This window comes from Hymenobacter sp. B81 (genome assembly GCF_044628455.1).
Classification (GTDB): domain Bacteria; phylum Bacteroidota; class Bacteroidia; order Cytophagales; family Hymenobacteraceae; genus Solirubrum.
Map to the genome: position 1 here is coordinate 535,850 of NZ_JBIYZW010000001.1, position 21,087 is coordinate 556,936.

Sequence of the window (21,087 nt, forward strand, 5' to 3'; positions counted from 1 at the left end):
GCCGCCTACGCCAGGGCCCCGCCCTCGGCCGTGGGGGCCGGTACCAGCAGCGGCCGCAGGTCGTCGGTGAGCTGCTCGAAGGCGCGCTGCAGGGGGGCGCTGAGCTGGCAGAGCACCAGCTGCTGGCCGCGGCGGCGCAGGCGCTGGTGGTAGCGCAGCAGCAGCTCGTAGTGGGCGGCGGCCAGGGCGTGCAGGCGGCTGCAGTCGACCCACACGCTGGGCTTGCGGCTGCGCCAGGCCTGCAGCAGGCAGCGCTCCAGGCTGTCGGATGCGGCGGGCGAGGGTTGGCTGTCGGCCAGAAACAGCAGGTAGCGGTCGGCCAGGATTTCGTGGAAGACTTGCATGGGGAAAGAACGGCTGGGGCCCGGCGGCAAGCCGGGCGCTGCGGGCTATACGGGCCGCAGCCCGACCGGGATGGGGCTGAAGAAGTTCGACCGGGCACAGCTCTTAAAAAACCGTATTTACCGCCGCCGAAGTCCGTATTTACTTAGTGGCGGTAGACTATGGAATAAAGCAACGGGCCGGCGGCTGGCCGGCTGACGCGGCCGAGCAACCTCTTACTACCCGGAATGAGCGCGGCTTTTCGACAACTCGGCCGGGGCGTCCCTTGTGAAAGCGGCGTACGGCGGGCTGTGGGGGTGAAAAATTTCCGGCTGAAAATCAGAAATTTCCTGCGCTGCTCCGGCTTTTTTGCCCACCGGGTATTGCGCTCAGCGTCGGCACTGCTATCTTTGCACCACTCAAAGCGAGTTGGGCGCGTAATCTGGTCCGTTCGTCTAGGGGTTAGGACTGCAGATTTTCATTCTGCCAACAGGGGTTCGATTCCCCTACGGACTACTAGCCACTTGCTTGGAGCACTTTCTAAAACCCGCCCGGCACCGCGCCGGGCGGGTTTTTGCTTTTCTCCCCGGGGCGCGTACCTTCGCCCGCGCATTCTCACTTGTCGGCCCCGGGCACTGGGCCGCTAACTTCTTTTCTTCCCCATTATGGCTAAAATCAAAGTTGCCATCAACGGTTTCGGCCGGATTGGCCGTCTGACGTTTAAGTCGCTGCTGAGCCGCCCCGACGTGGAAGTGGTGGCCATCAACGACCTGACCGACAACAAGACGCTGGCCCACCTGCTCAAGTATGACTCGGTGCACGGCCGCTTCGATGGCACGGTAGCCTACGACGAGAGCAGCCTGACCGTGAACGGCCAGCGCATTGCCGCCCTGGCGGAGCGCGACCCGAAGCTGTTGCCCTGGGGCGACATGGGCGTGGACGTGGTCCTGGAGTCGACCGGCCGCTTCACCGACGAAGCCGGCGCCGGCCAGCACCTGACCGCCGGGGCCAAGAAAGTGGTGATTTCCGCTCCCGCCACCGGCAACATTCCCACCGTGGTACTGGGCGTCAACGAAGACATCCTGACCGGCTCGGAAACCATTCTCTCCAACGCCTCCTGCACCACCAACTGCCTGGCCCCGATGGCCAAGGCGCTGGATGATGCCTTCGGCATCGAGAAGGGCTACATCACCACGGTGCACGCCTACACCTCCGACCAGAACCTGCAGGACGCGCCCCACAAAGACCTGCGTCGCGCCCGCGGTGCTGCCCTGAGCATCATTCCGACCTCGACCGGCGCGGCCAAGGCCGTGGGCCTGGTGCTGCCCCACCTCAAGGGCAAGCTCGACGGCATTTCCATGCGCGTGCCCGTGCCGGATGGCTCGACCACCGACCTGACGGTTATCCTGAAGCAGGAAGTAACCAAGGAGCAGGTGAACGAAGCCATCAAAAAGGCCGCCGAAGGCCCGCTGAAAGGCATCCTGGAGTACAGCACCGACCCGCTGGTGAGCATCGACATCGTGGGCAACCCCCACTCGTGCATCTTCGACTCGGAGCTGACCTCGACCAACGGCACCCTGGTGAAAGTAGTGGGCTGGTACGACAACGAGTTCGGCTACTCCACCCGCACCGCCGACCTGATCGAGAAACTCGGTCAGATGAAGAGCAAGTAGGCCTAAAGCCGCTTGGCCTGCGTAAGCCACGCCCGCTCCGCCGCCCGGCGGGGCGGGCGTTTTTGCGCGCCGTTCCCGCCGCACTTCACACCCGCGCTGCTACCTTGCTGCCTTATGACGCCCGACCTGTCCCGCCTGTGCTTCGTCTTCAACCCCATTTCGGGCACCAACCGGCGCTTCGATCTGCCGGCCTTGCTGCATAGGGTGCTGGGCAAAAGCTACGGCCTGCACTACGAGGTGCGCCCCACCCAATACGCCGGCCACGCCGAAGAGCTGGCCCGCGAGGCCGCCCGGCAGGGTTTCGGCGTGGTGGTGGCGGTGGGCGGCGACGGTACCGTGAACGAGGTGGGCCGCGGTTTGCTGGGCACGGGCAGCGCCCTGGCCGTGCTGCCCCGGGGCTCGGGCAACGGCCTGGCCCGGCACCTGGGCATTCCGCTTGAGCCGGCGGCGGCCGTGGCCTTGCTGCGCCAGCCGCGGGTGTTGCCCATCGACGTGGGGCGCCTCAACGGGCGGCCATTTTTCTGCACCGCGGGCCTGGGCTTCGACGCCCACGTGAGCCGCTGCTTTGCCCAGGCCGGCACCCGCGGGCTGAGCACCTACGTGCGCGTGGCCCTGCGCGAGTACCAGCGCTACCAGTCCTGCCCGGTGGAAATCGAGCTGAACGGACAGCGCATCGGCACCGACTGCTACGTGCTGGCCTTCGCCAACGCCGCTCAGTACGGCAACAACGCCTACATCGCCCCGCTGGCCGACATCCGCGACGGGCTGCTCGACCTCTGCCTCATCGACCGCCTGCCGCTGAGCCGGGCCCTGCGCGTGGCCTACGGGCTGGCCGTTGGCGACCTGCCCACCTCGGGCGCCGCCACCTACCACAGCGCCCAAACCGTGCGGGTGCGCACCGAGCGGCCCCTGGGCTTCCACCTCGACGGCGACTTTGCCGGCGAGGCCACCGACTTCACTGCCACCCTCCAGCCGCTGGGGCTGCCGGTGGTGGTGGGCGCGGGGTTCGAAAACCAGGCCGTTTAATGGTGCCCCGTGTACTTGCCGGCGGACGCGACGTTCATTAGTTACCCGGCCCGTTATTCTCTTCGTCCGCTATTTCAGCCTTTCGCCATGAGCAAAAAGAACAGCAACCGCCTGGGCGTGGTGTACTCGACCAACCCCGACTTCGGCTACCAGACCAACGACGAGCCCGGCGAGGCCGCCACGCTGCCGCCCCAGCAGCAGCAGCTGCGCGTGCAGCTCGACCGCAAACAGCGCGGCGGCAAGCAGGTAACCCTGATAACCGGCTTCGTGGGCACCGACGACGACCTGCAGACTCTCGGTAAAACCCTGAAAAACAAGTGCGGCGTGGGCGGCAGCGCTAAGGACGCCGAAATCCTGATTCAGGGTGACGTGCGCGACAAGGTGCTGGCCGAGCTGCTCAGGCTGGGCTACAAGGCCAAAAAAGCGGGCGGCTAAGTCCTGCGGCGCAGCTTCCCGCCGGGGACTTCGTATAGAGGCCCGCGCCGCGCCGTAGCGGCCCTTTTTTCGCCCGTATGCGTCAGTTCGAGCTTGCCGAAAGCGTAGTTGGTCAGCTAGCCCAGTGGCTGAAGCTGGGGGTAGAGGCCGTGGGGGCGCTCATTATCGGCGTGGGCGTATGTATGGCGCTGGGGCAGCTGCTGCCCATGCTGCTGTGCCGCCGCCCGGCCAACTTCACGGCCGTGCGCCTCTCGCTGGCCCGCTACCTGGCCCTGGCCCTGGAGTTTCAGCTTGGCGCCGACATTCTCTCCACCGCCATTGCCCCCAGCTGGGAGCAAATCGGGCAGCTCGGCGCCATTGCCGTCATCCGCACCGTGCTCAACTTCTTCCTAGCCCGGGAAATGCGCGAGGAACAGGTCTCGGTGGCCGAAGAAACCGTGGCCGCCAAGGCCGCCGGCCCGCCGCTTGGTCCGGAATAGCCCGCTGATAAGCTACTGCCCCGCGCGCAGGTAACGCAGGGCCCGCGCCACGTCCTCGGGCGTATCGATGCCGATGGTTTCCAGCGTGGTTTCGGCGGTGCGGATGCCGAAGCCGTGACTCAGCCAGCGCAGCTGCTCCAGCGACTCGGCCAGCTCCAGCGGGGCCGGGGCCAGAGTGGTAAGCTGCCGCAGCACGGCGGGGCGGTAGGCGTAGAGGCCGATGTGGCGCAGGTAGCGGTGGTGCGCCAGCCAGTGCTGCGGCTCGTACTGGCGCAGGTAGGGAATGGGGTGGCGGCTGAAGTACAGCGCCAGCCCGTCGGCGCCCAGCACCACCTTGGGCAGGTGGGGGCTCAGCAGCTCTTCCTGACTCACCACCGGCTTCACCAGCGTGGCAATCTGGGTGGTTTCGTCGGCAAACAACTCGAGCAGGGCGTTGATCTGCGCGGGCTGAATGAAGGGCTCGTCGCCCTGGATGTTGACCACGCAGTCGGCCGCCGCGCCCAGCTGCTGGTAGGCTTCCCACACGCGGTCGGTGCCGCTGGGGTGGTCGGGGTGGGTGAGCACGGCCTCGCCGCCAAAGTCCAGCACGTGCCGGCGGATGCGCTCATCGTCGGTGGCCACCACCACGCGGCTCAGGCGGGCCTGGCGGGCCTGCGCCACCACGCGCTGAATCATGCTCTGCCCGCCCAAATTGACCAGGGGCTTGCCGGGCAGGCGGGTGGAGGCGAAACGGGCGGGAATGATGCCGATGCTGAGCATGGGAGGGAAGAGGCTGGTTTGAGCCGGCAAGGTAAGCCCGGGCCGTCAGGGGACATTGATCATTTAACATTTATCAGCGGTGCCTTATCCTCGATATCATCTATGTGGGAAGGGTAGGGCGGGGCTTCGCGGCGGCCTGCCCAGGGGGCTGAAATCAATCGTTTAGACAGGCCCGGGCCGGGACCGGTAAGGTTGGCACGAAACTAGCCGGCCAGCGGATTTCTGTATCTTTCGGCAGTGCGGGCGCCCGTTTCCGGGCGCCGTAGCTGGTACCAGCCGCCTTTTCGGCCGCTATTCCCCGCGCCGTACGAACCTTCCGTATGACCCGTCTTTCTCACCGACTCCTCGCTTTATCCTTTTTCGTTTTGCCCCTTGCCGCCGCGGCCCGGCCCGCGCCGCCCGACTCGGTGGGGGTGGTGTACCGGCAAAACAAAACCCTGGTGCGGCACCGCGTGGCTCCCGGCGAAACGCTCTACGGCATTGCGCGGCGCTACCGCGTGAGCGTGGAGCAGCTCATGGAAGCCAACCCCACGGTGAAGGGCGCTCTGGTTTCGGGCCAGGAAATCCTGGTGCCCCGCCAGCGCGCCGTATTGCCCGCCGCCGGAGCCAAAGCCGCCACCCCCGCGCCCGCGTCCGGCAGCCCCGCTCCCTCGGCGGCCGCCCGCGCTCTGCCCACCGATGAGCGCGGCAACCGCGTGTACCAGGTGCAGGCCGGCCAGACCCTGTTTGCCATTGCCCGCAAGTTCAGCACCACGCCCGCCGAGCTGCAGCGCCTCAACAACCTGCCCGGCGGCGCCGTGCGCTCGGGCCAGACGCTCATCATCGTAGCCAGCAGCGGCGCGGCGCGGCCCGCCGCCGAGCCCGCGGCGCCGAAAGCGCCGCCCACGGCCCGGCCCGAGCGCGACGAGACCCCCGACAAGGACGCCGCCAAAGCCCCCGAAAAGTCCCGCGAGCCGGCCGAGGAGCGGCCCGTAACCACCCCCACCACCGCCCCCGAGGAAGCCGAAAAAGAGCCCGCCCGCGCCAGCGAGGTGGTGCGCAAGGTTACCGAAAGCGGCCTGGCGGCCATCATTGAGGGCGGCAACTCCACCAAGTACCTGGCCCTGCACAAAACCGCGCCCATCGGTACCATCATGATGGTGCGCAACATCATGAACGGGGTGGTGGTGTACGTGCGCGTCATCGGCAAGCTGCCCGACACCGGCGACAACGCCAGCATCCTCATCCGCCTCTCCAAGATGGCCGTGGCCAAACTGGGCACCCCCGACCAGCGCTTCCGCGTGGAAACCTCCTACCTGGCCGACTAATCCCGGCTGCTTACCGTTATTTTAACTGAAAGCCCGGCCCTGGTCGGGCTTTCTGCTGCCGGCTTTGCCCATGACCACCGCCCAGATTCACGCCCTGCTCGAGGACCGCTACGCCCGCTACGACCAGCCCGCCTTCATCGCGCCCGACCCCATCAGCCTGCCGCACCGCTTTTCCGCGCGGGCCGACGTTGAAATCAGCGGGCTGTTTGCGGCCCTGCTGGCCTGGGGCAAGCGCAGCATCATTCTCAACAAAGTCACGGAGCTGCTCCGGCGCATGGACGATGCGCCCCACGCCTTTATAGTGGGTCACCAGGACGACGACCTGCGCCGCCTGGAGCGCTTTTGCCACCGCACCTTCTGCGACACCGACCTGCTGTACTTCGTGCACTGGCTGCGCTGGTACTACCAGCAGCACGACTCGCTGGAAGACGCCTTTCTGCAGGGCAGCAATCAGCGCGAGCGGCTGATCAACTTCCACAACCTGTTTTTCAGCTTGCCCGACGCCCCCGGGCGCACCCGCAAGCACGTGGCCACGCCGGCGCGCAACTCGGCCTGCAAGCGCGTGAACATGTACCTGCGCTGGATGGTGCGCCGCGACCCGCAGGGCGTCGACTTCGGCCTCTGGACGCGCCTCTCGCCCGCCGATTTGATCTGTCCACTCGACGTGCACGTGGAGCGCGTGGCCCGGCGCCTGGGCTTGCTCACCCGCAAGCAACCCGACTGGCAGGCCGCCACCGAGCTGACCGATGCGCTCCGGCAGTTCGACCCCCGGGACCCGGTCAAATACGACTTTGCTTTGTTCGGGCTGGGCATCGACGAGAAGTGGTAAAGCAGAACGCACCGGAAATTTATCGGCTGGAAGTTAGCCGCGTAGTGCCGGCTTTAATGGGCATTGCGCTGGGGGCACTGGCCGGCGCCACGGCGGCGTTTGGGCTGCGCCGGACCTGGCCAGACCTGCACGATTGGGGGTTCATGGCCGCCTTCGTGGCGCTGGTGTGGGTGGGCTACCAGCGCGTGGGCCGCTTGCTGGGCGCCTGGCAATACCGGGCGTGGTGGCAGGACGAGGAGCTGCACCTTGAGCCAGAAGGATGGACCCGGTATTTCCGCCGCCCCCGCTGCATTGCGCGGGTGCAAATCCTATCGTACCGCCACGAGCAGATGCACAACCCGTTGCTGCTCCTGTACCTGACGGGGGGGCGCACGCTGCGTTTGCGCTTCATGACGGCCCTGTGCCGCGGCCTGGATTACGAACGGTTTGTGCTCGAGGCAGTGGCTTGGATGGACCAGCCGCCAGCCGCAGGCCTGCCAGCCCCACGGCGCGAAGCCACGTTCTTTGAGCGCCCAATAGCTACGTTCGTGCTGGTGCTGTTTTCCGCCTTTATGCTTTTCACGTTCGGGCTGCTGCTGACTGGCGGAATAGCCCCGCGTGGGCTGTTGCCGTTGCTGATGCTGAGCGGTTACTACGGCGTGTTCCTGTATAAATACTGGCAGGCTCGCCGTTCAGGCCCGGCCGAATAGCAGTGCTTGGCGGGCGTCAACAAGCAGTGGTAGTCAATGAATACATGCATAATGGAGCCAACGCCGATTGAGTTTACGGTGCTCCGTTACCGCAACCGGGTGCAGCTAACCAGCCTGCTGCTGTGGGCAATCGGCCTGCTGGGCATTGGCTTGGGAATGCACGCCCGGCTGTACCCGGGCGGCGTGGCTGGAGCAGCGGCCCTGGCCTGGCTGGGGATGCTCTTCGTGGCGTTCCGCTACTGGCTGAACGTGCCCTACCGCCTGCGTTTGCAGGTCGACGGGCTGGTGCTGACTCGGGTGCGTGGGCCGGAGCCGCCCTGGCACATTAGCTGGGGCGAGCTGGCAGCCTACCGGATGACGGGCACCGCGCAGGGCAACGACCTGCAGCTGCGGCTGCGCTCGAGGGAGGATTAGAAGTTCGGCGACAACTCGTTCTGGGGCCGCAGCGACAACCTGCGGGAAGTGCTGGCGGTGCTGCAGGTGTTTCTGGCCTATCACCAGCAGCGGCATCCCGACGAACCCCGGGCGCAGCTCACCAAAACGTGGCTGGCCGGGCCCGTGGCCGCCGCCCTAATGCTGGCGCTAACCGCCGTAGAGCTGGCCCTGACCTGGCAGGTGCTGACCAGCGACGACCCCAACTGGGGCAACCTGCTGCTTAGCTACTTCGGCTACGTGAGCCTGGCCTCGTTCTGGTGGACAGCGCGGCAGGACTCCCGGGCCGCTACCGATGCCGCCAATTCTGCCGATTCGGCCACCGGCCGGTAGCCAGGCCGCCGAAGATTCCCCGGCTCGTTTGCCCGGCGTGGTATACGACATTCAAGAAATGTTCAGGCTCGTATACCAAGTTAGGTATACGAGCCTGAACATTTCTTGAATGTCGTATACCAAATGAGGTAGACAGCAGCGGTCCTTTCAGGGGTGCTGTCTACCGACAGGCAGAGCCGCCGGCCGCGGCGGCGCGGCCCGCCCGGCTTCGTATCTTGGTTACGCCCATCAGCCGCCCTGCCGTGAGTGCCCCCGTCAGCTACCGCATTACCACGCCCCACCCGCTGTGGACGCTGCTGGGGGCGCTGCTGGGTACCTCGGCCGGGGCGGCACTGCCGTTTGTGCTGCAAAGGCTCGGGCTGCCGCTGCAGGTACTGCTGTTTATCGGGCTGATGCTGCCGGGCGCCTTGGGCGGGTTCTGGCTGGGTATGCAGCTGGGTTTGCGCCGCGAGCAGGCCGCCTTCGACCGGCAGTACCTGTACCTGGTGCCGCGGGGCTGGGACCGGCGCTGGCGGCGCCCCCGGCAAATCGACCTGCGAGAGGTGCGCTCCTACCAGCACGAGTGGGCTGGCGGCGGCCACGTGGTGCGGCTGCGGCTGCCGAGCGGCGAAACCATCCGCTTCGGCCACGGCGGGCAGTACTGGCGGCAGGACAACCTGGCGGAGTTTACCGCCACCCTGCTCGGCCGGCTGCGCGGGGCGGCCCCGCCGCCGGCCCGCGAGCCTACCTTCTGGGAAGGGCGCGCCATCGTGGGGCTGCTGGCCGGGCTGACTTTGCTGCTGCTGGCCCTGACCGGCTGGCTGCTGATCCACGGGCTGCGGCCGGGGCAGTCGGGCTGGGAGGTGGCGGGCCTCTACGGCGGCTACCTGGGTTTGCTGGCTACCCGTTGGCGGGCCCGGCGCCCGGCCGCGCCCTGATTTTTTCCCTTTCCCCGGCTCGCTTCGTATAGCTTTGCCTGAATCTTTCGGCCCGCCGGGCTGTTGAAGGAGGCTTGGCAACCTTGGCCGAGTCTTATTACTGACTACTTCCTTACGACCCCCTTTTGATTTACCCGCAGACTTTCGAGCAGAAAATAGGCTTTCAGCAGGTGCGCGAGCGGCTGGCTGAGATGTGCCTCAGCTCCCTGGGCCGCCACTACGTGCAGAAGATGGCGTTTCAGCCCCGCGCCGACGAGCTGAAAAAGCTGCTGCTGCAGACCGACGAGTTTCGCCAGCTGCTGAGCTCCGGCGCCGACTTTCCCGGCCAGTACTACTACGACGCCGGCCCGCACCTGCTGCGCGCCCAGCTGCCCGGGGCCTACCTGGAAGTGGGCGCCGTGCACGAGCTGAAAATGTCCTTGCGCACCATCCGCGAGGCGCTGACCTTTTTCACCCAGGCACCCGAGGGCCAGTATCCGACCCTACGCCTGCTGGGCGTGGGCGTGCAGGCCGACCGCAACCTGCTGGCTGCCATGGACAAGGTGGTGGACGACGAGGGCAAAGTGCGCGACGACGCCTCACCCTTGCTGCGGCAGCTGCGCCAGGAGCTGATCAGCCGCCAGGGCATTCTGCGTCGCCAGATTGCCGACGTGCTGCGCAAGGCCCGCTCCGAGGGCTGGACGCCCGAGGGAGCCGAGCCCACCATCCGCGGCGGCCGCCTGGTGCTGCCCGTCATTGCCGAGCACAAGCGCCGCGTCAAGGGCCTGATTCACGACGAGTCGGCCACGGGCCAGACAGTGTACATCGAGCCCGAGTCGGTGTTCGAGCTCAACAACGACATCAAGGACCTGGAAAACGCCTGGCACCGCGAGCTAGTGCGCATCCTGCTGGCCCTCACCGACCAGCTGCGCCCCCACATCCCGGATCTGCGCCGCGCCTACCAGTTCCTGGGCTTGCTCGACTTCATCCGGGCCAAGGCCCGCCTGGCCCGCGACCTGGAAGCCGTGATGCCCAAGCTGGGCAGCCGCCCGCTCATCAGCTGGAAGCAGGCCCGCCACCCGCTGCTGTACCTCAACTTCAAGGAGCAGGGCCGCGAGGTGGTGCCCCTGGACGTAGAGTTGAACGCCGAGCAGCGCATTCTGATCATCTCGGGTCCGAACGCCGGCGGCAAGTCGGTGGCCATGAAGACAGTGGGCCTGGTGCAGTACATGCTGCAGTGCGGGCTGCTGATTCCGGTGCAGGAAAACTCCGAGGCCGGCGTGTTCGATGACATCTTCCTGGACATCGGCGACGAGCAGAGCCTGGAAAATGATTTGAGCACCTACTCCTCGCACCTGACGCACATGAAGCAGTTTCTGCTCTTGGCCGGCAAGCGCAGCCTGGTGCTCATCGACGAGTTTGGCACCGGCACCGAGCCGGCACTGGGCGGCGCCATTGCCGAAGCCGTGCTCAGCGAGCTGAACCGCGTGCGGGCCTACGGCGTCATCACCACCCACTACACCAACCTGAAAAACCTGGCCGAGCGCACCCCGGGGCTAGTCAACGGCGCCATGCGCTACGACCCCAAGCACCTGCAGCCGCTCTACCGCCTCGAAACGGGCAAGCCCGGCTCGTCGTTCGCCCTGGAAATTGCCCGCAAAATTGGCCTGCCCAAGGCCATCGTCGACCGCGCCACCCAGCTGGTGGGCAAGGAGAAGGTGCGCTACGACCGCCTGCTGGAAGAGCTGGAAGCCGAGAAGGCCACCTTCGAGAAGCGCAACGCCGAGGCCGAAAAGCACGAGCGGCGCATGAAAAAGGCGGCCCAGGAGTACCAGGACCTGAAAAATCACCTCGAGGAAACCAAGCAGGAGGTGCTGCGCGAGGCCAAGCAGAAAGCCAAGCTGCTGCTCAAGGATACCAATCAGCAGATCGAGGCCACCATCCAGCAGATTCGCACCGCCGGCGCCGAGAAAGAGCAAACCAAGCAGGCCCGCGAGAAGCTCCAGGACTTCGTGCAGAAAGAGCTGAAGGAGGAGCGGCCCAAAGCCCAGGCCCACCGCGAGCAGGCCGACTCGGCCACCCTCAAGCCCGGCGACAAAGTGGCGCTGATTGGGCAGGAGGGCCACGGCGAGCTGGTGAGCGTGAAGGGCAAGACCGCCGAGGTGCTGTTCGGGGGTATGAAAACTCTGGTGAAGGTAGCGCAGCTCGAAAAGCTCACGCGCTCGGAAATCCGCGAGCGGGAAAAGGAAGCCGCCCGCAAGGCCCCGCTCGCCGAAGCCCGCACCGGCGGCGCCGGCCTCGACGTGACCGGCCGCATGGCCGGCTTCAGCACCACGCTGGACCTGCGCGGCGAGCGGGCCGAGGACGCCCTGCAGCGCATCATGAACTACGTGGACGACGCAGTGATGCTGGGCGTGCCCGAAATCAAGTTCCTGCACGGCCGCGGCAACGGCGTGCTGCGCCAGATCGTGCGCGACTACCTGTACTCGCAGCGCAGCGTGGCCAGCGTGGCCAACGAGCACGCCGACCGCGGCGGCGACGGCGTGACGGTGGCCGTGCTCAAATAGCCGCGGCATTCCTGATTACCTTCGTTGGGGCCGGGCGGCACTTCGCCCGGCCCCGATTTTTTCGCCACTCCGGCTATTTATCCTTGCCGGCCGGCGCACCCTCCCCGCCATGAAGCACCCCAAGTCCAAGAACAAGCTCGCCAAGCCGGCGGCCCCGGCCACGCCCGCCGGCCTGCACCCGCGCAACCGTCACCAGGGCCGCTACGATTTTGCCCAGCTCACCCAGGCCAGCCCCGCCCTGGCGGCCTTCGTGACGCCCACCGAGCCGGGCGACTCCACCATCGACTTCACCGACCCGGCCGCGGTAAAAGCCCTGAATCAGGCCTTGCTCAAGCAGTTCTACCACGTCGACACCTGGGATATTCCCGCCGGCTACCTGTGCCCGCCCATTCCCGGCCGCGCCGATTACCTGCACTACGCCGCCGATCTGCTGGCCTCCAGCAACCAGGGCGTGATTCCCCACCGCGGCGTGACGGTGCTCGACGTGGGTGTGGGCGCCAACTGCGTGTACCCCATCATCGGCACCCAGGAATACGGCTGGCGCTTTATCGGCTCCGAAATCGACCCCACGGCCCTGCGCGTGGCCAAGCACCTGACGGCCGTGAACCCCGCGCTGGCCGGCCGCGTGGACTGCCGCCAGCAGAAAAACGCCGAGCTGGTGTTCGAGGGCGTGCTCAAGCCCCGCGAGGAGGTGGACCTGACCATGTGCAACCCGCCCTTCCACGCCTCGGCCGCCGAAGCCGCCGACAGCGCGCGCCGCAAAAACCGCAACCTGGGCTACGCCAAAGCCCCCGAGCCGACGTTGAACTTCGGCGGCAAGAACACCGAGCTGTGGTGCGAGGGCGGTGAAGAAGGCTTCGTGCGCCGCTACGTGGAGCAGAGTGTGCCGCTGGCTGCCCGCTGCCTGTGGTTTTCCTCGCTCATCAGCAAAAAAGAAACCCTGCCCAGCATCTACTACTTTTTGCAGCAGGCCGGCGCCCTGGAGGTGCGCACCATTGCCATGAACCACGGCCACAAAGCCAGTCGCATCGTGGCCTGGACGTTTCAGACGCCCGAGCAGCAGCAGCAGTGGGCCCAGCGCCGCTGGCAGCAACCCACTGCCGAGCCGGCCAAGGAGCAGGGCGCGTAACCCGGCTACCGCTATGCCGCTGCTTTATCGGGCGTTGGTATTGGCCGCTCAATCGGTGCTGACCTTCGGTGTGATGTGGTTTGTCTACCTGCTCTTTGCCTGGGCTGACTACGAGGGCGGAATCGACGGCCTGATTGGCTTTACGCTGTTTCAGCCGCTGCTGGGCGCGGTTTTTTCGGGCGGCACCGTGGCGGTCTGCCTGCTTTTCGGCTTGCCCATTCGCGTGAGCGGGCCGGTGCGCCGGTGGTGGCTGCGGCACGCGGCCGTGCAGCGGGTTTTGCTGCTGGCGGGCATTGCGCTGCTGGGGTTATCGGGACTGTATGCCACAACGGTTACGGCCGCCGAAGGCTTGCCCAGGCAGGTGCCCAACTTGCCGTTGGCTGCGGCTGGGTGGAGCGTTACGGCTTTTGCCCTGCTGCACAGCTACCCGTCGCCGGCTCTGCAGCGTTGGGCAGCGCGCCTGACTCTGGGTTCTGATACGGCGTAAGAAGCATCTGAGCAAACTAAAAAAGGCGGCTCCCGATCTGGGAGCCGCCTTTTTTACGCGCTAACCTGCGTAGGGAATTACTCCACCACTACGCGGCTCACCTGCGTGGCCTCGGGCGTGGTGATGTGCACCAGGTACAGGCCGGCTTTCAGCTGCGAAGCGTCCACCGTCAGATCCTGGCCGGCTACCAGCGGCTGGGTTTGCGTGAGCACCACGCGGCCGGTGGCGTCGCGTAGGGTGATGGTGGCGCTGCGGGCCGCGGCGGCCGCATTCACGCGCAGCTGAAACTGGCCGCGGGTGGGGTTGGGGTATACCTGCACGCTCGATTCCTGCACGCGGGCGGTCTTATTGGCCAGCACCAGGGCGCAGGGCGTCACGCCGGGACGGTTCTGGTCGGTGATGCGGCGGTAGAACTCCTGGTAGTACTGGTTCACGATGAGCGGGTCGTGCACAATCAGGGTGTTCTCGTCGTTTTCGGTGTTGGCCGACAGGCTCCAGTTGTGCGAGCCCACGAACAGCTGCGGGTCCGACTGCGCGGCACCGGCGTCGGCAATGACGTACTTGTGGTGCATGATGCCCGACACGTTGTTGACGATGGCGCGGTTACCCAGAGCCTGGCGGATGGTGCGGAAGATGGGGCCCGAGCTGGTGGAGCTGGTGGTGTCGTCCACAAGCACTTCCGAGCAGCCGGCAATATTCTGCTGCTGCACTTGGTTGCGGATGGCCGTGCCCAGCTCGCTCAGGGTGATGAGCATGGTGGCAATGTGCAAATCGTTGTTGGCCGACTGAATGGTGCCGATCAGGCGGTTGTTCACGTTGTCGGTGGGCGAGAACCACGACTCCACCAGCTTGCCGCCGATATTGAGGTAGTGCGGGGTGTTGTCGGTTTTGCGCGAGCCAAACACGGCCGTGGCCTGGGTGCCGCCGCCCCACATCTCGTTGAACTCCATGGTGTAGACGCGGGCCAGGGCCTGGTCCTGCACGGCAATGGCGTTGTTGCGGTCCTGGTTGAGCTGGGCGGGCGTCCAGTTGGTCGAGCCGGTCCACACCCAGGGCTGGTTGGGGTCGGTGCTGTTCACGTCAATCACCACGAACTTGTTGTGCATGATGTTCTGCACGGTGTTGCGGCCCACGCGGCGGATAGCGGGGTTGAGCGAAGGCACACTCACGTTGGCGTTGCCCTGCTCGTAAATCACGCGCACCTGCACGCCGCGGGCGTGGGCGGCATTCACCGCGTTCAGGATGGTGGCGCTGTTCCAGTTGTAGATGGCAATGTCGAGGGTCTGCTGGGCGCGGCCGATGTAGCGGGCCAGCGTGTCGGCAATCGAGCCGTTGGGCGCGTGCACGGCGTTGTTGCCGGGCAAAGCCAGGGTGGTGTTCACCGGGTTGGTGAAGTAGGCCTTCATGCGGCCCGACGAAAGCGAAGCCGTAATGACGGGTACCACGCGCGACTGCGACTGGCCCACCGCGTTGGTAGAAATGGCCTGCACGTAGTACACCGTGGCGGGCGCGAGGCCGCTCAGGGCTACGGCGTGCTGGGTGCTCTGCGGGCCGGTGCTGCTGCCCAGGCTGGTGAAGGGCCCGGCGGGCGAGGTGCCGTACTGCAGCTGCGAGGTGCCGGGGTTCTGGGTGGTGTAGTTGATGATCAGGCCGGTGGTGCTGATACCGGTGGGCATGGGCGTGCTCAGCACGTTGGGCGTGCCGCCCTGCTCCAGGTCGGAGTAGAGGCGGGGCAGCAGCTGGTAGCCGGCGGTGCCGGGCGCCGCGTTGGTGAACTGGCTCATGATGCCCACCGCGTCGAAGGGGCCCGAGGGCGCAGGCTTGCCGATCAGGCCGTCGGGCCCGATGGAGCCGGCATTCGGGAACAGCAGCATGGCGGGGCTGCCGTTGATCCGGTAGGGGGTACTGGCGAAGGCGGTAACTGGGGCGCCGGTGGTAGTGGTGAGGGAGGTGATGCCGTTGAGGCGCACCAGCCGGCCCTCGTACTGCTCGGCAAAGGCGGCCGTCAGGCCCGCGGCCGGGAAGGGCACCGGCGCCGGCAGGGGCCGGTTGCCGGCCAGCACCGTGAGCGAGGTTACCGGGTCGATTTCGAGCAGGCCGCGGAAGTTCTTGAGCGTGCCGGTCACTTCGATACTGTCGCCGCGGTTGACGCCGGCCACCTGCACGGGCGAGTAGGCCGCAATGCCGCCGGTGGCGTCCTGCAGGTAGCGAATGTCGCGCAGCTCACCGCCGTTGGTGACCACGCCGCGCACCGTGACCGTGGCGCCCGAGAGGTTGAAGCCGGGGTCCTGGGCGCGGGCCTGGGCAATGGTAATGGCCGTTTGCGCCGTCGCGGGCCGGGCCAGGGAGCAAAGTGCGCCGCAAAGCAGCGCCAGAAGGGTAGAATGCTTCATGCAGAGAAAATGGGAAATCGGGCAGAAGAGAGGCTGAGCCGGAGCCGGCCGGGGGAGAAACCCGGCCAGGCAAAACCGGCCAGGACCAAAACAAGCGAAAGACCAAGGGACACGCGCCCGCGGCAAAGGCGGCATTAAATATCCGGCTTTTGCCCCACATTGCCGCCAGTCGGGTGATTAGCAAATTGTTGCCGCCCGCGCCGCGCTACAGAATATTGACTTCGGGATGCAGCTCGATGCCGAACCGCTCGCGCACCGAGGCAATGATGCGCTCGGCCAGCTCACGCACCTCGGCCCCGGTGGCGCCGCCGTGGTTAACCAGCACCAGCGCCTGCTGGGCGTGCACGCCGTAGTGGCCGGTTTCGCCGGCGCGGTGGCCTTTCCAGCCGCATTGCTCGATGAGCCAGCCCGCGGGCACCTTCACGCCGCCGGGCACGGGGTAGCCGGGCAGCTCGGGAAAGCGGGCCTTCAGCTCGTCGAACTTCTGCTGCGACACCTCGGGGTTCTTGAAAAAGGAGCCGGCGTTGCCGATCTGCTGGGGGTCGGGCAGCTTGCTGCGCCGAATGCTGATGACGGCCTGGCTCACCTGCTGGGGCGTGGGCTCGTCGGTGATGCCCATTTCCTCCAGGGTGGTGCGAATGGCGCCGTACGACACGTTGGGCCGGGGCTGGCGGTGCAGGCGCAGCACCACGCCGGTTACGATAAACTGGTTTTTGAGCGCGCCCTTGAACACCGACTCGCGGTAGCCAAAGCCGCACTCCTCGTGCGAAAACGCGCGCAGCTGGCCGGTGCTGATTTCCACTGCTTCGAGGTGGTCGAAGGCGTCCTTGAGCTCCACGCCGTAGGCCCCGATGTTCTGCAGCGGCGCCGCGCCCACCGTGCCCGGAATCAGCGACAGGTTCTCGATGCCCGACAAGCCCTGGCTCAGGGCGTATTCCACCACGCCGTGCCACGACTCGCCCGCGCCGGCCCGCAGCCGGGCGGTTTGCCCGTCGGGGTCGGCCAGCACCTCGAGGCCGCGGATTTCATTGCGCAGTACCACGCCGTCGAAGTCGCGGGTGAAGAGCACGTTGGAGCCGCCGCCCAGCACCAGCTTTTCGGCCTGCTGCACCTCGGGCAGGCGCAGCAGCTCGCGCAGCTCATCCACGCTGCTGAAGGCGGCAAACAGCCGGGCCCGGGCGTCGATGCCGAAGGTGTTGAGGGAACGAAGCGAAACGTTGTGCTGAAGCTGAGCGGCCATGGAGAAAACGGAATGCCGGGCAAAGGTAGCGGCGGGCGGCGTAGGGCCGCCTACCGGCGACTAACGGGCCGGCAGGCGGCTGACGTAGTCATGTCCCCAGGAAGCCAGTTCGGCCAGGGCGGGCTGCTCGTCAGCCCAGCGGAAAAAACCGGCTTCCAGCACCGGTACCTGCCGGCGAAACCACTGATTCAGCTCGGCCACTACCGTCGGGGTGAAACCCTGGGCTACCCAGGAGGCGCGGTGCTCATTGAGGGTGGACAGTTCGTGCGCAGCCAGGTAAGCCAGGTTCTCGAAGACCATTCCTTCCTCCGACACTTGCCACTGCGCCAGCACGGGCCCGATGCCGCCCACCAAATCCAGCGCCGGCCCCAGCTCCGCCAGGTCGATGGAGTGCTGCTGCCACTGCCGGCCCAGCCCGGCCAGCAGCACCGCCCGCACGGCCGCCTGCTCGGGCTCGGGCCAGGCCGAATAGCCCGCCTGCTCCAGCTTGCCGCGCAGCACCGGGAAGTCGGTAAACAGCTCGCCGGAGGCTTTCAGCTCCAGGATGCGGGGCAGGAAGTGCCGGAAATCGGCCGCGTCGCCCCAGGTCGTCAGGGCTTTAAAGGCGTAGCGCGCCAATTGATCGGCCGTCAGCTGGCGGAGCGGCACCGCGCTCAGCACGGCGTTTTCGGCCGGCGAAATGCAGCAGGGGCAGGCATTCAGCGGCGCCTGCGGGAGGCTGGTCGCGAACTGCCGGTACAGCTCCTCAACCGCGGCGCTGAGCTGGGCGTTGGCAGAAATCATGGGCGAAATGCCGGCGGCTTACCGCACGCGGTAGCCGCGCAGGGCGTAGTACAGCAGGTAGGCGTAGCACAAAGCCGGAATGACGAAGGCCACGCGCAGGCCGCCGCCGTTGGTGGCTACCCAGCCCATGAGCAGCGGCACGATGGCCCCGCCCACGATGGCCATGATCAGGTACGAGGAGCCCTGCTTAGTGAAGCCGCCCAGCCCTTTGATGGCCAGCGGGAAGATGACCGGCCACATAATGGAGTTCATCAGCCCGCAAAGCACGATGAGCCACAGGGCCGCTTCGCCGCGCACGGCAATGGAGGCCAGCACGAATACCACGGCCGCGGCGCAGACTGCCGCCAGGGCCTTCCGGTCGTTGATGCGGCTGAGCAGGGGAATGCCCACTACCCGGCCCACCAGCGAGCCAAACCAGTAAGAGGCCACCAGCACCGCACCCACGGCTTTGGTGAAGCCGGCGGTGGTGTCGATGGGCGCCGGGGGCTGGCCGAAGAGCACGGCCAGGAAGTTGGTGGCCACGTTCAGCCCCCGCACCAGGGCCTGGGTAAACTCGCTGAGCTGGCCGATGCCCTGGGCCTCGCCGTAGCGAATCAGGAAGGAGCCCAGGCCCACTTCCACGCCCACGTACAGGAAGATGGCCAGTACGCCGAGCTTCAGGTGGGGGAAGTCGAGCGCCGACGAGCGGCCCGCGGCCGGAGCGGGCGTCGCGGCCTGGGCATCCTCATCGGCTTGAATGCCTTCGATTTCGGGCAGCTTCAACAGGGAAAACACACCGGCCAGCACGGCCAGAAACACCGCCAAGCCGATGTAGGGCGCTTTCACCAGCGTGGCTTCCTCGGCCAGGCGCTGCTCCAGGGGCAGGGCCGCCAGGCGGGCCTTCAGCGCCACCGAGCCGCCGAACAGCAGCATGCCGCCCAGCAAAGGCGAGAGGGTGCCGCCGAAGTTGTTGGCCACACCCACGATGCTCACCCGGCTGGCGGCGCGGCTGGCCGGCCCGAGCACCGACACGTAGGGGTTGGCTGCCACCTGCAATAGCGTAACGCCCGCGCCCAGTACGCTCAAGCCCAGCAGAAACACGGCGAAAGTGCGCGAGTTGGCCGCCGGCACGAACAGCAACGCCCCGGCCGCCATCACCAGCAAGCCCAGCACGATGCCGCGTTGGTAGCCCAGCTTTTCCAGCACCCTCCCCGCCGGCAGCGACATCAGAAAGTAGGCCCCGAAAAACGCCGACTGCACCAGCGACGACTGCAGATCTGTGAGCTGGCACACGTCCTTGAGGTAGGGCATGAGCACGTCGTTGAAGTTGGTGACGGCGCCGAACAAAAAGAACAGCGAGGTCATGGCCACCATGGGCACGAGGTAGCTGCGGGCGGCGGTAGTGGTGCTGGCGGGGGCGGAAGCAGTAGGAAGCGGGGCGGCCATGGGCAGGCGAAAGGGGAAAAGAAGGCCTTAAAGATAGGAATCGGCGGCACGCGGGCGGGGTTTTGTGCGCACCTTTGCCGCCGACTTTCCTTAACCGCTCCCGCTCATGGCTTCCCGCTCCGCCGAATTGTACTTGACTGCCACCACTCAATTTGGCCTCGAAGAAGTGCTGGCCGAGGAGCTGCGCCAGCTCGGGGCCACGGTGGAGAAGGTAGGCATCCGGGCCGTGGAGTTCAGCGGCAACAAGCAGCTGCTCTACGAGGCCGTGCTCTGGTGCCGCACCGCCATGCGCATTCTGCTGCCCTTCGCCGCCTTCGACGCCCCCGATGAGCGCAGCCTCTACCGCGAAGTCGGCCGCATCGACTGGTCGAAGTACCTCTCGGCCGACCAGACCTTCGCCATTACGGCCGTGACCAACCGCTCGAACCTGGAGCACTCCCTCTACATCGCGCAGCTCACCAAGGACGCCATCGTCGACCAGTTCCGCGCCCGCACCGGCAGCCGGCCCAGCGTCGACCCGGTGAAGCCCGACGTGCGCCTGCACCTGCATTTGCTCGACAACGAAGCCACCCTCTCGCTCGACGCGGCGGGCGAGTCGCTGCACCGGCGCGGCTACCGCCAGCTCACCAACGAAGCCCCGCTCAACGAGGTGCTGGCCGCCGGTTTGGTGCTGCTCACGGGCTGGGACGGCCGCCGCCCCCTCATCGACCCCATGTGCGGCTCGGGCACCATTCTTTGCGAGGCCGCCCTCATTGCCCAGCGCATTGCGCCCGGCCTCTACCACCCGGGCGACTTCGCCTTCCAGCACTGGCCCGACTTCGAGCAGGCGCTCTGGGACACCGTGCTGATGGACGCCCGCCAGGCCCGCCTCGACGAGCCGCAGGCCTACCTGGCCGGCTCCGACCTCTCGCGCGACACCATTGCCCTGGCCCGCCAGAACGTGGAAGCCGCCGGCCTCGACGACTTTATTCGCCTGGCCGTGCGCGACGTGCGCGACGCGGTGCCGCCCAAAAACGAGGAGCCCGGCCTCATCCTCAGCAACCCGCCCTACGGTGAGCGAATCGGGGCCGAGGCCGAAATGGCCGGGCTCTACAAAACCATCGGCGACACCCTCAAAACCCACTTCCAGGGCTACGACGCCTACCTGTTTACCGGCAACCTGACGGCGGCCAAGAGCGTGGGCCTGCGCACCTCGCGCCGCGTGCCGCTCTACAACGGTCCCATCGAGTGCCGCCTGCTCAAGTACGAGTTGTACCGCGGCAGCCGCAAAGCCGACAAGCCGGAGTAGCAGGCCTCCCGGCCGGTTCAGCGCGGGCCGGCCGCGGCGAGCTGGCGCTGTTGCCGCAGCCAGTCCAGGGCGGGCGCGTCATCGGTAAACCAGGCCATGCGCGCGGCCCGGGACTGCCAGTTGCCGGGCTCGTCGTAGCCGCGGGTTGGGAGGCCGGCCCACACCTGGGGCGTAACCAGAAACGCGATGCTGGGCATGCGCCCGAGCTCGGTCCGTACCCGCGGGAAATATTCTTCCTGCATCCATTCGTGCAGTTCGCGCGGCTGTTCGCTGCCATTGAGCCGGCCGTCGAGCAACCAGTAGGGGCAGCCGTGACGGCGGGCCTGGTCCAGCAGCAACTCGCAGGCTTCGGTAACTTCCTCGGGGCTCAGCGCCCGCGGGTTGACGCCGAACAGCAACGGTGGATTGGCTTCGTAGTGGACCGAGTAGAACGGCAGGCTGGGCAGATCGGTGGGTGGGGGCATGCGGGGCGGGGCAACCCTCCCAATCCGGGGCAGCAAGTCTTGGGCGGGAGGGGAAGGAACAGGACAGGAGCGGGCGAAAGTGTTGGAATATTACAGAATTCTAATGGTTAATGGCTGGACCCCGGCCGTCTG

The 21,087-nt window shown here is 66.7% G+C and carries 21 protein-coding genes and 1 tRNA gene; 15 read left to right on the forward strand and 7 right to left on the reverse strand.

Annotated features, from left to right (window positions below; genetic code table 11):
* Positions 1-5: 5 nt before the first annotated feature.
* Positions 6-344 carry an STAS domain-containing protein gene (locus ACE191_RS02265; protein WP_400190557.1) on the reverse strand — a complete coding sequence of 113 codons (339 nt, stop codon included), beginning with the start codon at positions 342-344 and terminating at the stop codon, positions 6-8.
* A 421-nt stretch (positions 345-765) separates the two neighbouring features.
* Between ACE191_RS02265 and ACE191_RS02270 the strand changes: the two genes are divergently transcribed.
* The 5 genes from ACE191_RS02270 to ACE191_RS02290 all read left to right on the forward strand — a co-directional run bounded on the left by ACE191_RS02270 (position 766) and on the right by ACE191_RS02290 (position 3,934).
* Positions 766-837: transfer RNA gene (locus ACE191_RS02270), tRNA-Glu, on the forward strand.
* A 149-nt stretch (positions 838-986) separates the two neighbouring features.
* The gene (gap, locus tag ACE191_RS02275) at positions 987-1,994 is read left to right on the forward strand and encodes a type I glyceraldehyde-3-phosphate dehydrogenase (RefSeq protein ID WP_400190558.1); all 1,008 of its coding nucleotides are present in this window, start codon (positions 987-989) and stop codon (positions 1,992-1,994) included.
* Between the two features lie 114 nt (positions 1,995-2,108).
* The gene (locus ACE191_RS02280) at positions 2,109-3,020 is read left to right on the forward strand and encodes a diacylglycerol/lipid kinase family protein (protein WP_400190559.1); all 912 of its coding nucleotides are present in this window, start codon (positions 2,109-2,111) and stop codon (positions 3,018-3,020) included.
* A gap of 87 nt (positions 3,021-3,107) precedes the next feature.
* Positions 3,108-3,455, forward strand: coding sequence for a translation initiation factor (locus tag ACE191_RS02285; protein ID WP_400190560.1), 348 nt, complete (start codon positions 3,108-3,110; stop codon positions 3,453-3,455).
* 77 nt (positions 3,456-3,532) lie between these two features.
* On the forward strand, positions 3,533-3,934 hold the full coding sequence (locus ACE191_RS02290) for a DUF1622 domain-containing protein (RefSeq protein WP_400190561.1): 402 nt from the start codon (positions 3,533-3,535) through the stop codon (positions 3,932-3,934).
* Positions 3,935-3,946: 12 nt separating this feature from the next.
* Here ACE191_RS02290 and kdsB read toward each other — a convergent pair whose 3' ends face one another.
* Entirely contained in the window at positions 3,947-4,693 is a 747-nt protein-coding gene (gene kdsB / locus ACE191_RS02295; protein ID WP_400190562.1) for a 3-deoxy-manno-octulosonate cytidylyltransferase, read from the reverse strand.
* Between the two features lie 365 nt (positions 4,694-5,058).
* On the opposite strand from kdsB, the gene ACE191_RS02300 reads away from it, so the two are divergent.
* From ACE191_RS02300 to ACE191_RS02340, 9 genes are all read left to right on the forward strand, one after another.
* On the forward strand, positions 5,059-6,000 hold the full coding sequence (locus tag ACE191_RS02300; RefSeq protein WP_400190563.1) for a LysM peptidoglycan-binding domain-containing protein: 942 nt from the start codon (positions 5,059-5,061) through the stop codon (positions 5,998-6,000).
* A gap of 70 nt (positions 6,001-6,070) precedes the next feature.
* Entirely contained in the window at positions 6,071-6,829 is a 759-nt protein-coding gene (locus tag ACE191_RS02305; protein ID WP_400190564.1) for a TIGR02757 family protein, read from the forward strand.
* A gap of 56 nt (positions 6,830-6,885) precedes the next feature.
* The gene (locus ACE191_RS02310; protein ID WP_400190565.1) at positions 6,886-7,518 is read left to right on the forward strand and encodes a hypothetical protein; all 633 of its coding nucleotides are present in this window, start codon (positions 6,886-6,888) and stop codon (positions 7,516-7,518) included.
* 51 nt (positions 7,519-7,569) lie between these two features.
* Positions 7,570-7,932 (forward strand): hypothetical protein, encoded by a 363-nt coding sequence (locus ACE191_RS02315; protein ID WP_400190566.1) that lies wholly within the window; start codon positions 7,570-7,572, stop codon positions 7,930-7,932.
* Between the two features lie 48 nt (positions 7,933-7,980).
* Positions 7,981-8,283, forward strand: coding sequence for a hypothetical protein (locus ACE191_RS02320; protein ID WP_400190567.1), 303 nt, complete (start codon positions 7,981-7,983; stop codon positions 8,281-8,283).
* Positions 8,284-8,525: 242 nt separating this feature from the next.
* Positions 8,526-9,200 carry a hypothetical protein gene (locus ACE191_RS02325; RefSeq protein WP_400190568.1) on the forward strand — a complete coding sequence of 225 codons (675 nt, stop codon included), beginning with the start codon at positions 8,526-8,528 and terminating at the stop codon, positions 9,198-9,200.
* A gap of 125 nt (positions 9,201-9,325) precedes the next feature.
* Positions 9,326-11,746 (forward strand): endonuclease MutS2, encoded by a 2,421-nt coding sequence (locus ACE191_RS02330; protein WP_400190569.1) that lies wholly within the window; start codon positions 9,326-9,328, stop codon positions 11,744-11,746.
* A gap of 109 nt (positions 11,747-11,855) precedes the next feature.
* A complete protein-coding gene (gene rlmF, locus ACE191_RS02335) occupies positions 11,856-12,875 on the forward strand; it encodes a 23S rRNA (adenine(1618)-N(6))-methyltransferase RlmF (protein ID WP_400190570.1) in 1,020 nt (339 codons plus the stop codon).
* Between the two features lie 13 nt (positions 12,876-12,888).
* On the forward strand, positions 12,889-13,362 hold the full coding sequence (locus ACE191_RS02340; protein ID WP_400190571.1) for a hypothetical protein: 474 nt from the start codon (positions 12,889-12,891) through the stop codon (positions 13,360-13,362).
* 77 nt (positions 13,363-13,439) lie between these two features.
* On the opposite strand, the gene ACE191_RS02345 is transcribed toward ACE191_RS02340, so the two are convergent.
* From ACE191_RS02345 to ACE191_RS02360, 4 genes are all read right to left on the reverse strand, one after another.
* Positions 13,440-15,755, reverse strand: coding sequence for a phospholipase D-like domain-containing protein (locus ACE191_RS02345; protein ID WP_400190572.1), 2,316 nt, complete (start codon positions 15,753-15,755; stop codon positions 13,440-13,442).
* Between the two features lie 205 nt (positions 15,756-15,960).
* A complete protein-coding gene (gene murB / locus ACE191_RS02350) occupies positions 15,961-16,995 on the reverse strand; it encodes a UDP-N-acetylmuramate dehydrogenase (protein WP_400190573.1) in 1,035 nt (344 codons plus the stop codon).
* Between the two features lie 60 nt (positions 16,996-17,055).
* Entirely contained in the window at positions 17,056-17,778 is a 723-nt protein-coding gene (locus ACE191_RS02355) for a hypothetical protein (RefSeq protein ID WP_400190574.1), read from the reverse strand.
* 18 nt (positions 17,779-17,796) lie between these two features.
* Positions 17,797-19,203 (reverse strand): sugar MFS transporter, encoded by a 1,407-nt coding sequence (locus ACE191_RS02360; RefSeq protein ID WP_400190575.1) that lies wholly within the window; start codon positions 19,201-19,203, stop codon positions 17,797-17,799.
* Between the two features lie 106 nt (positions 19,204-19,309).
* Here ACE191_RS02360 and ACE191_RS02365 point away from each other — a divergent pair, with 106 nt between their 5' ends.
* Positions 19,310-20,491 (forward strand): class I SAM-dependent RNA methyltransferase, encoded by a 1,182-nt coding sequence (locus ACE191_RS02365; protein ID WP_400190576.1) that lies wholly within the window; start codon positions 19,310-19,312, stop codon positions 20,489-20,491.
* A gap of 17 nt (positions 20,492-20,508) precedes the next feature.
* Here ACE191_RS02365 and ACE191_RS02370 read toward each other — a convergent pair whose 3' ends face one another.
* Complete coding sequence (locus ACE191_RS02370; RefSeq protein ID WP_400190577.1) at positions 20,509-20,955, reverse strand: hypothetical protein; 447 nt, start codon at positions 20,953-20,955, stop codon at positions 20,509-20,511.
* Positions 20,956-21,087 lie beyond the last annotated feature (132 nt).

Bases quoted from the DNA above. Each gene is read 5' to 3' on its own strand.
- ACE191_RS02280 (WP_400190559.1), top strand. From the start codon at position 2,109: ATGACGCCCGACCTGTCCCGCCTGTGCTTCGTCTTCAACCCCATTTCG.
- ACE191_RS02315 (WP_400190566.1), top strand. From the start codon at position 7,570: ATGGAGCCAACGCCGATTGAGTTTACGGTGCTCCGTTACCGCAACCGG.
- ACE191_RS02355 (WP_400190574.1), bottom strand. From the start codon at position 17,778: ATGATTTCTGCCAACGCCCAGCTCAGCGCCGCGGTTGAGGAGCTGTAC.
- ACE191_RS02290 (WP_400190561.1), top strand. From the start codon at position 3,533: ATGCGTCAGTTCGAGCTTGCCGAAAGCGTAGTTGGTCAGCTAGCCCAG.
- ACE191_RS02285 (WP_400190560.1), top strand. From the start codon at position 3,108: ATGAGCAAAAAGAACAGCAACCGCCTGGGCGTGGTGTACTCGACCAAC.
- ACE191_RS02340 (WP_400190571.1), top strand. From the start codon at position 12,889: ATGCCGCTGCTTTATCGGGCGTTGGTATTGGCCGCTCAATCGGTGCTG.
- ACE191_RS02360 (WP_400190575.1), bottom strand. From the start codon at position 19,203: ATGGCCGCCCCGCTTCCTACTGCTTCCGCCCCCGCCAGCACCACTACC.
- gap (WP_400190558.1), top strand. From the start codon at position 987: ATGGCTAAAATCAAAGTTGCCATCAACGGTTTCGGCCGGATTGGCCGT.
- kdsB (WP_400190562.1), bottom strand. From the start codon at position 4,693: ATGCTCAGCATCGGCATCATTCCCGCCCGTTTCGCCTCCACCCGCCTG.
- murB (WP_400190573.1), bottom strand. From the start codon at position 16,995: ATGGCCGCTCAGCTTCAGCACAACGTTTCGCTTCGTTCCCTCAACACC.
- rlmF (WP_400190570.1), top strand. From the start codon at position 11,856: ATGAAGCACCCCAAGTCCAAGAACAAGCTCGCCAAGCCGGCGGCCCCG.
- ACE191_RS02345 (WP_400190572.1), bottom strand. From the start codon at position 15,755: ATGAAGCATTCTACCCTTCTGGCGCTGCTTTGCGGCGCACTTTGCTCC.
- ACE191_RS02305 (WP_400190564.1), top strand. From the start codon at position 6,071: ATGACCACCGCCCAGATTCACGCCCTGCTCGAGGACCGCTACGCCCGC.
- ACE191_RS02365 (WP_400190576.1), top strand. From the start codon at position 19,310: ATGGCTTCCCGCTCCGCCGAATTGTACTTGACTGCCACCACTCAATTT.
- ACE191_RS02370 (WP_400190577.1), bottom strand. From the start codon at position 20,955: ATGCCCCCACCCACCGATCTGCCCAGCCTGCCGTTCTACTCGGTCCAC.
- ACE191_RS02265 (WP_400190557.1), bottom strand. From the start codon at position 344: ATGCAAGTCTTCCACGAAATCCTGGCCGACCGCTACCTGCTGTTTCTG.
- ACE191_RS02310 (WP_400190565.1), top strand. From the start codon at position 6,886: ATGGGCATTGCGCTGGGGGCACTGGCCGGCGCCACGGCGGCGTTTGGG.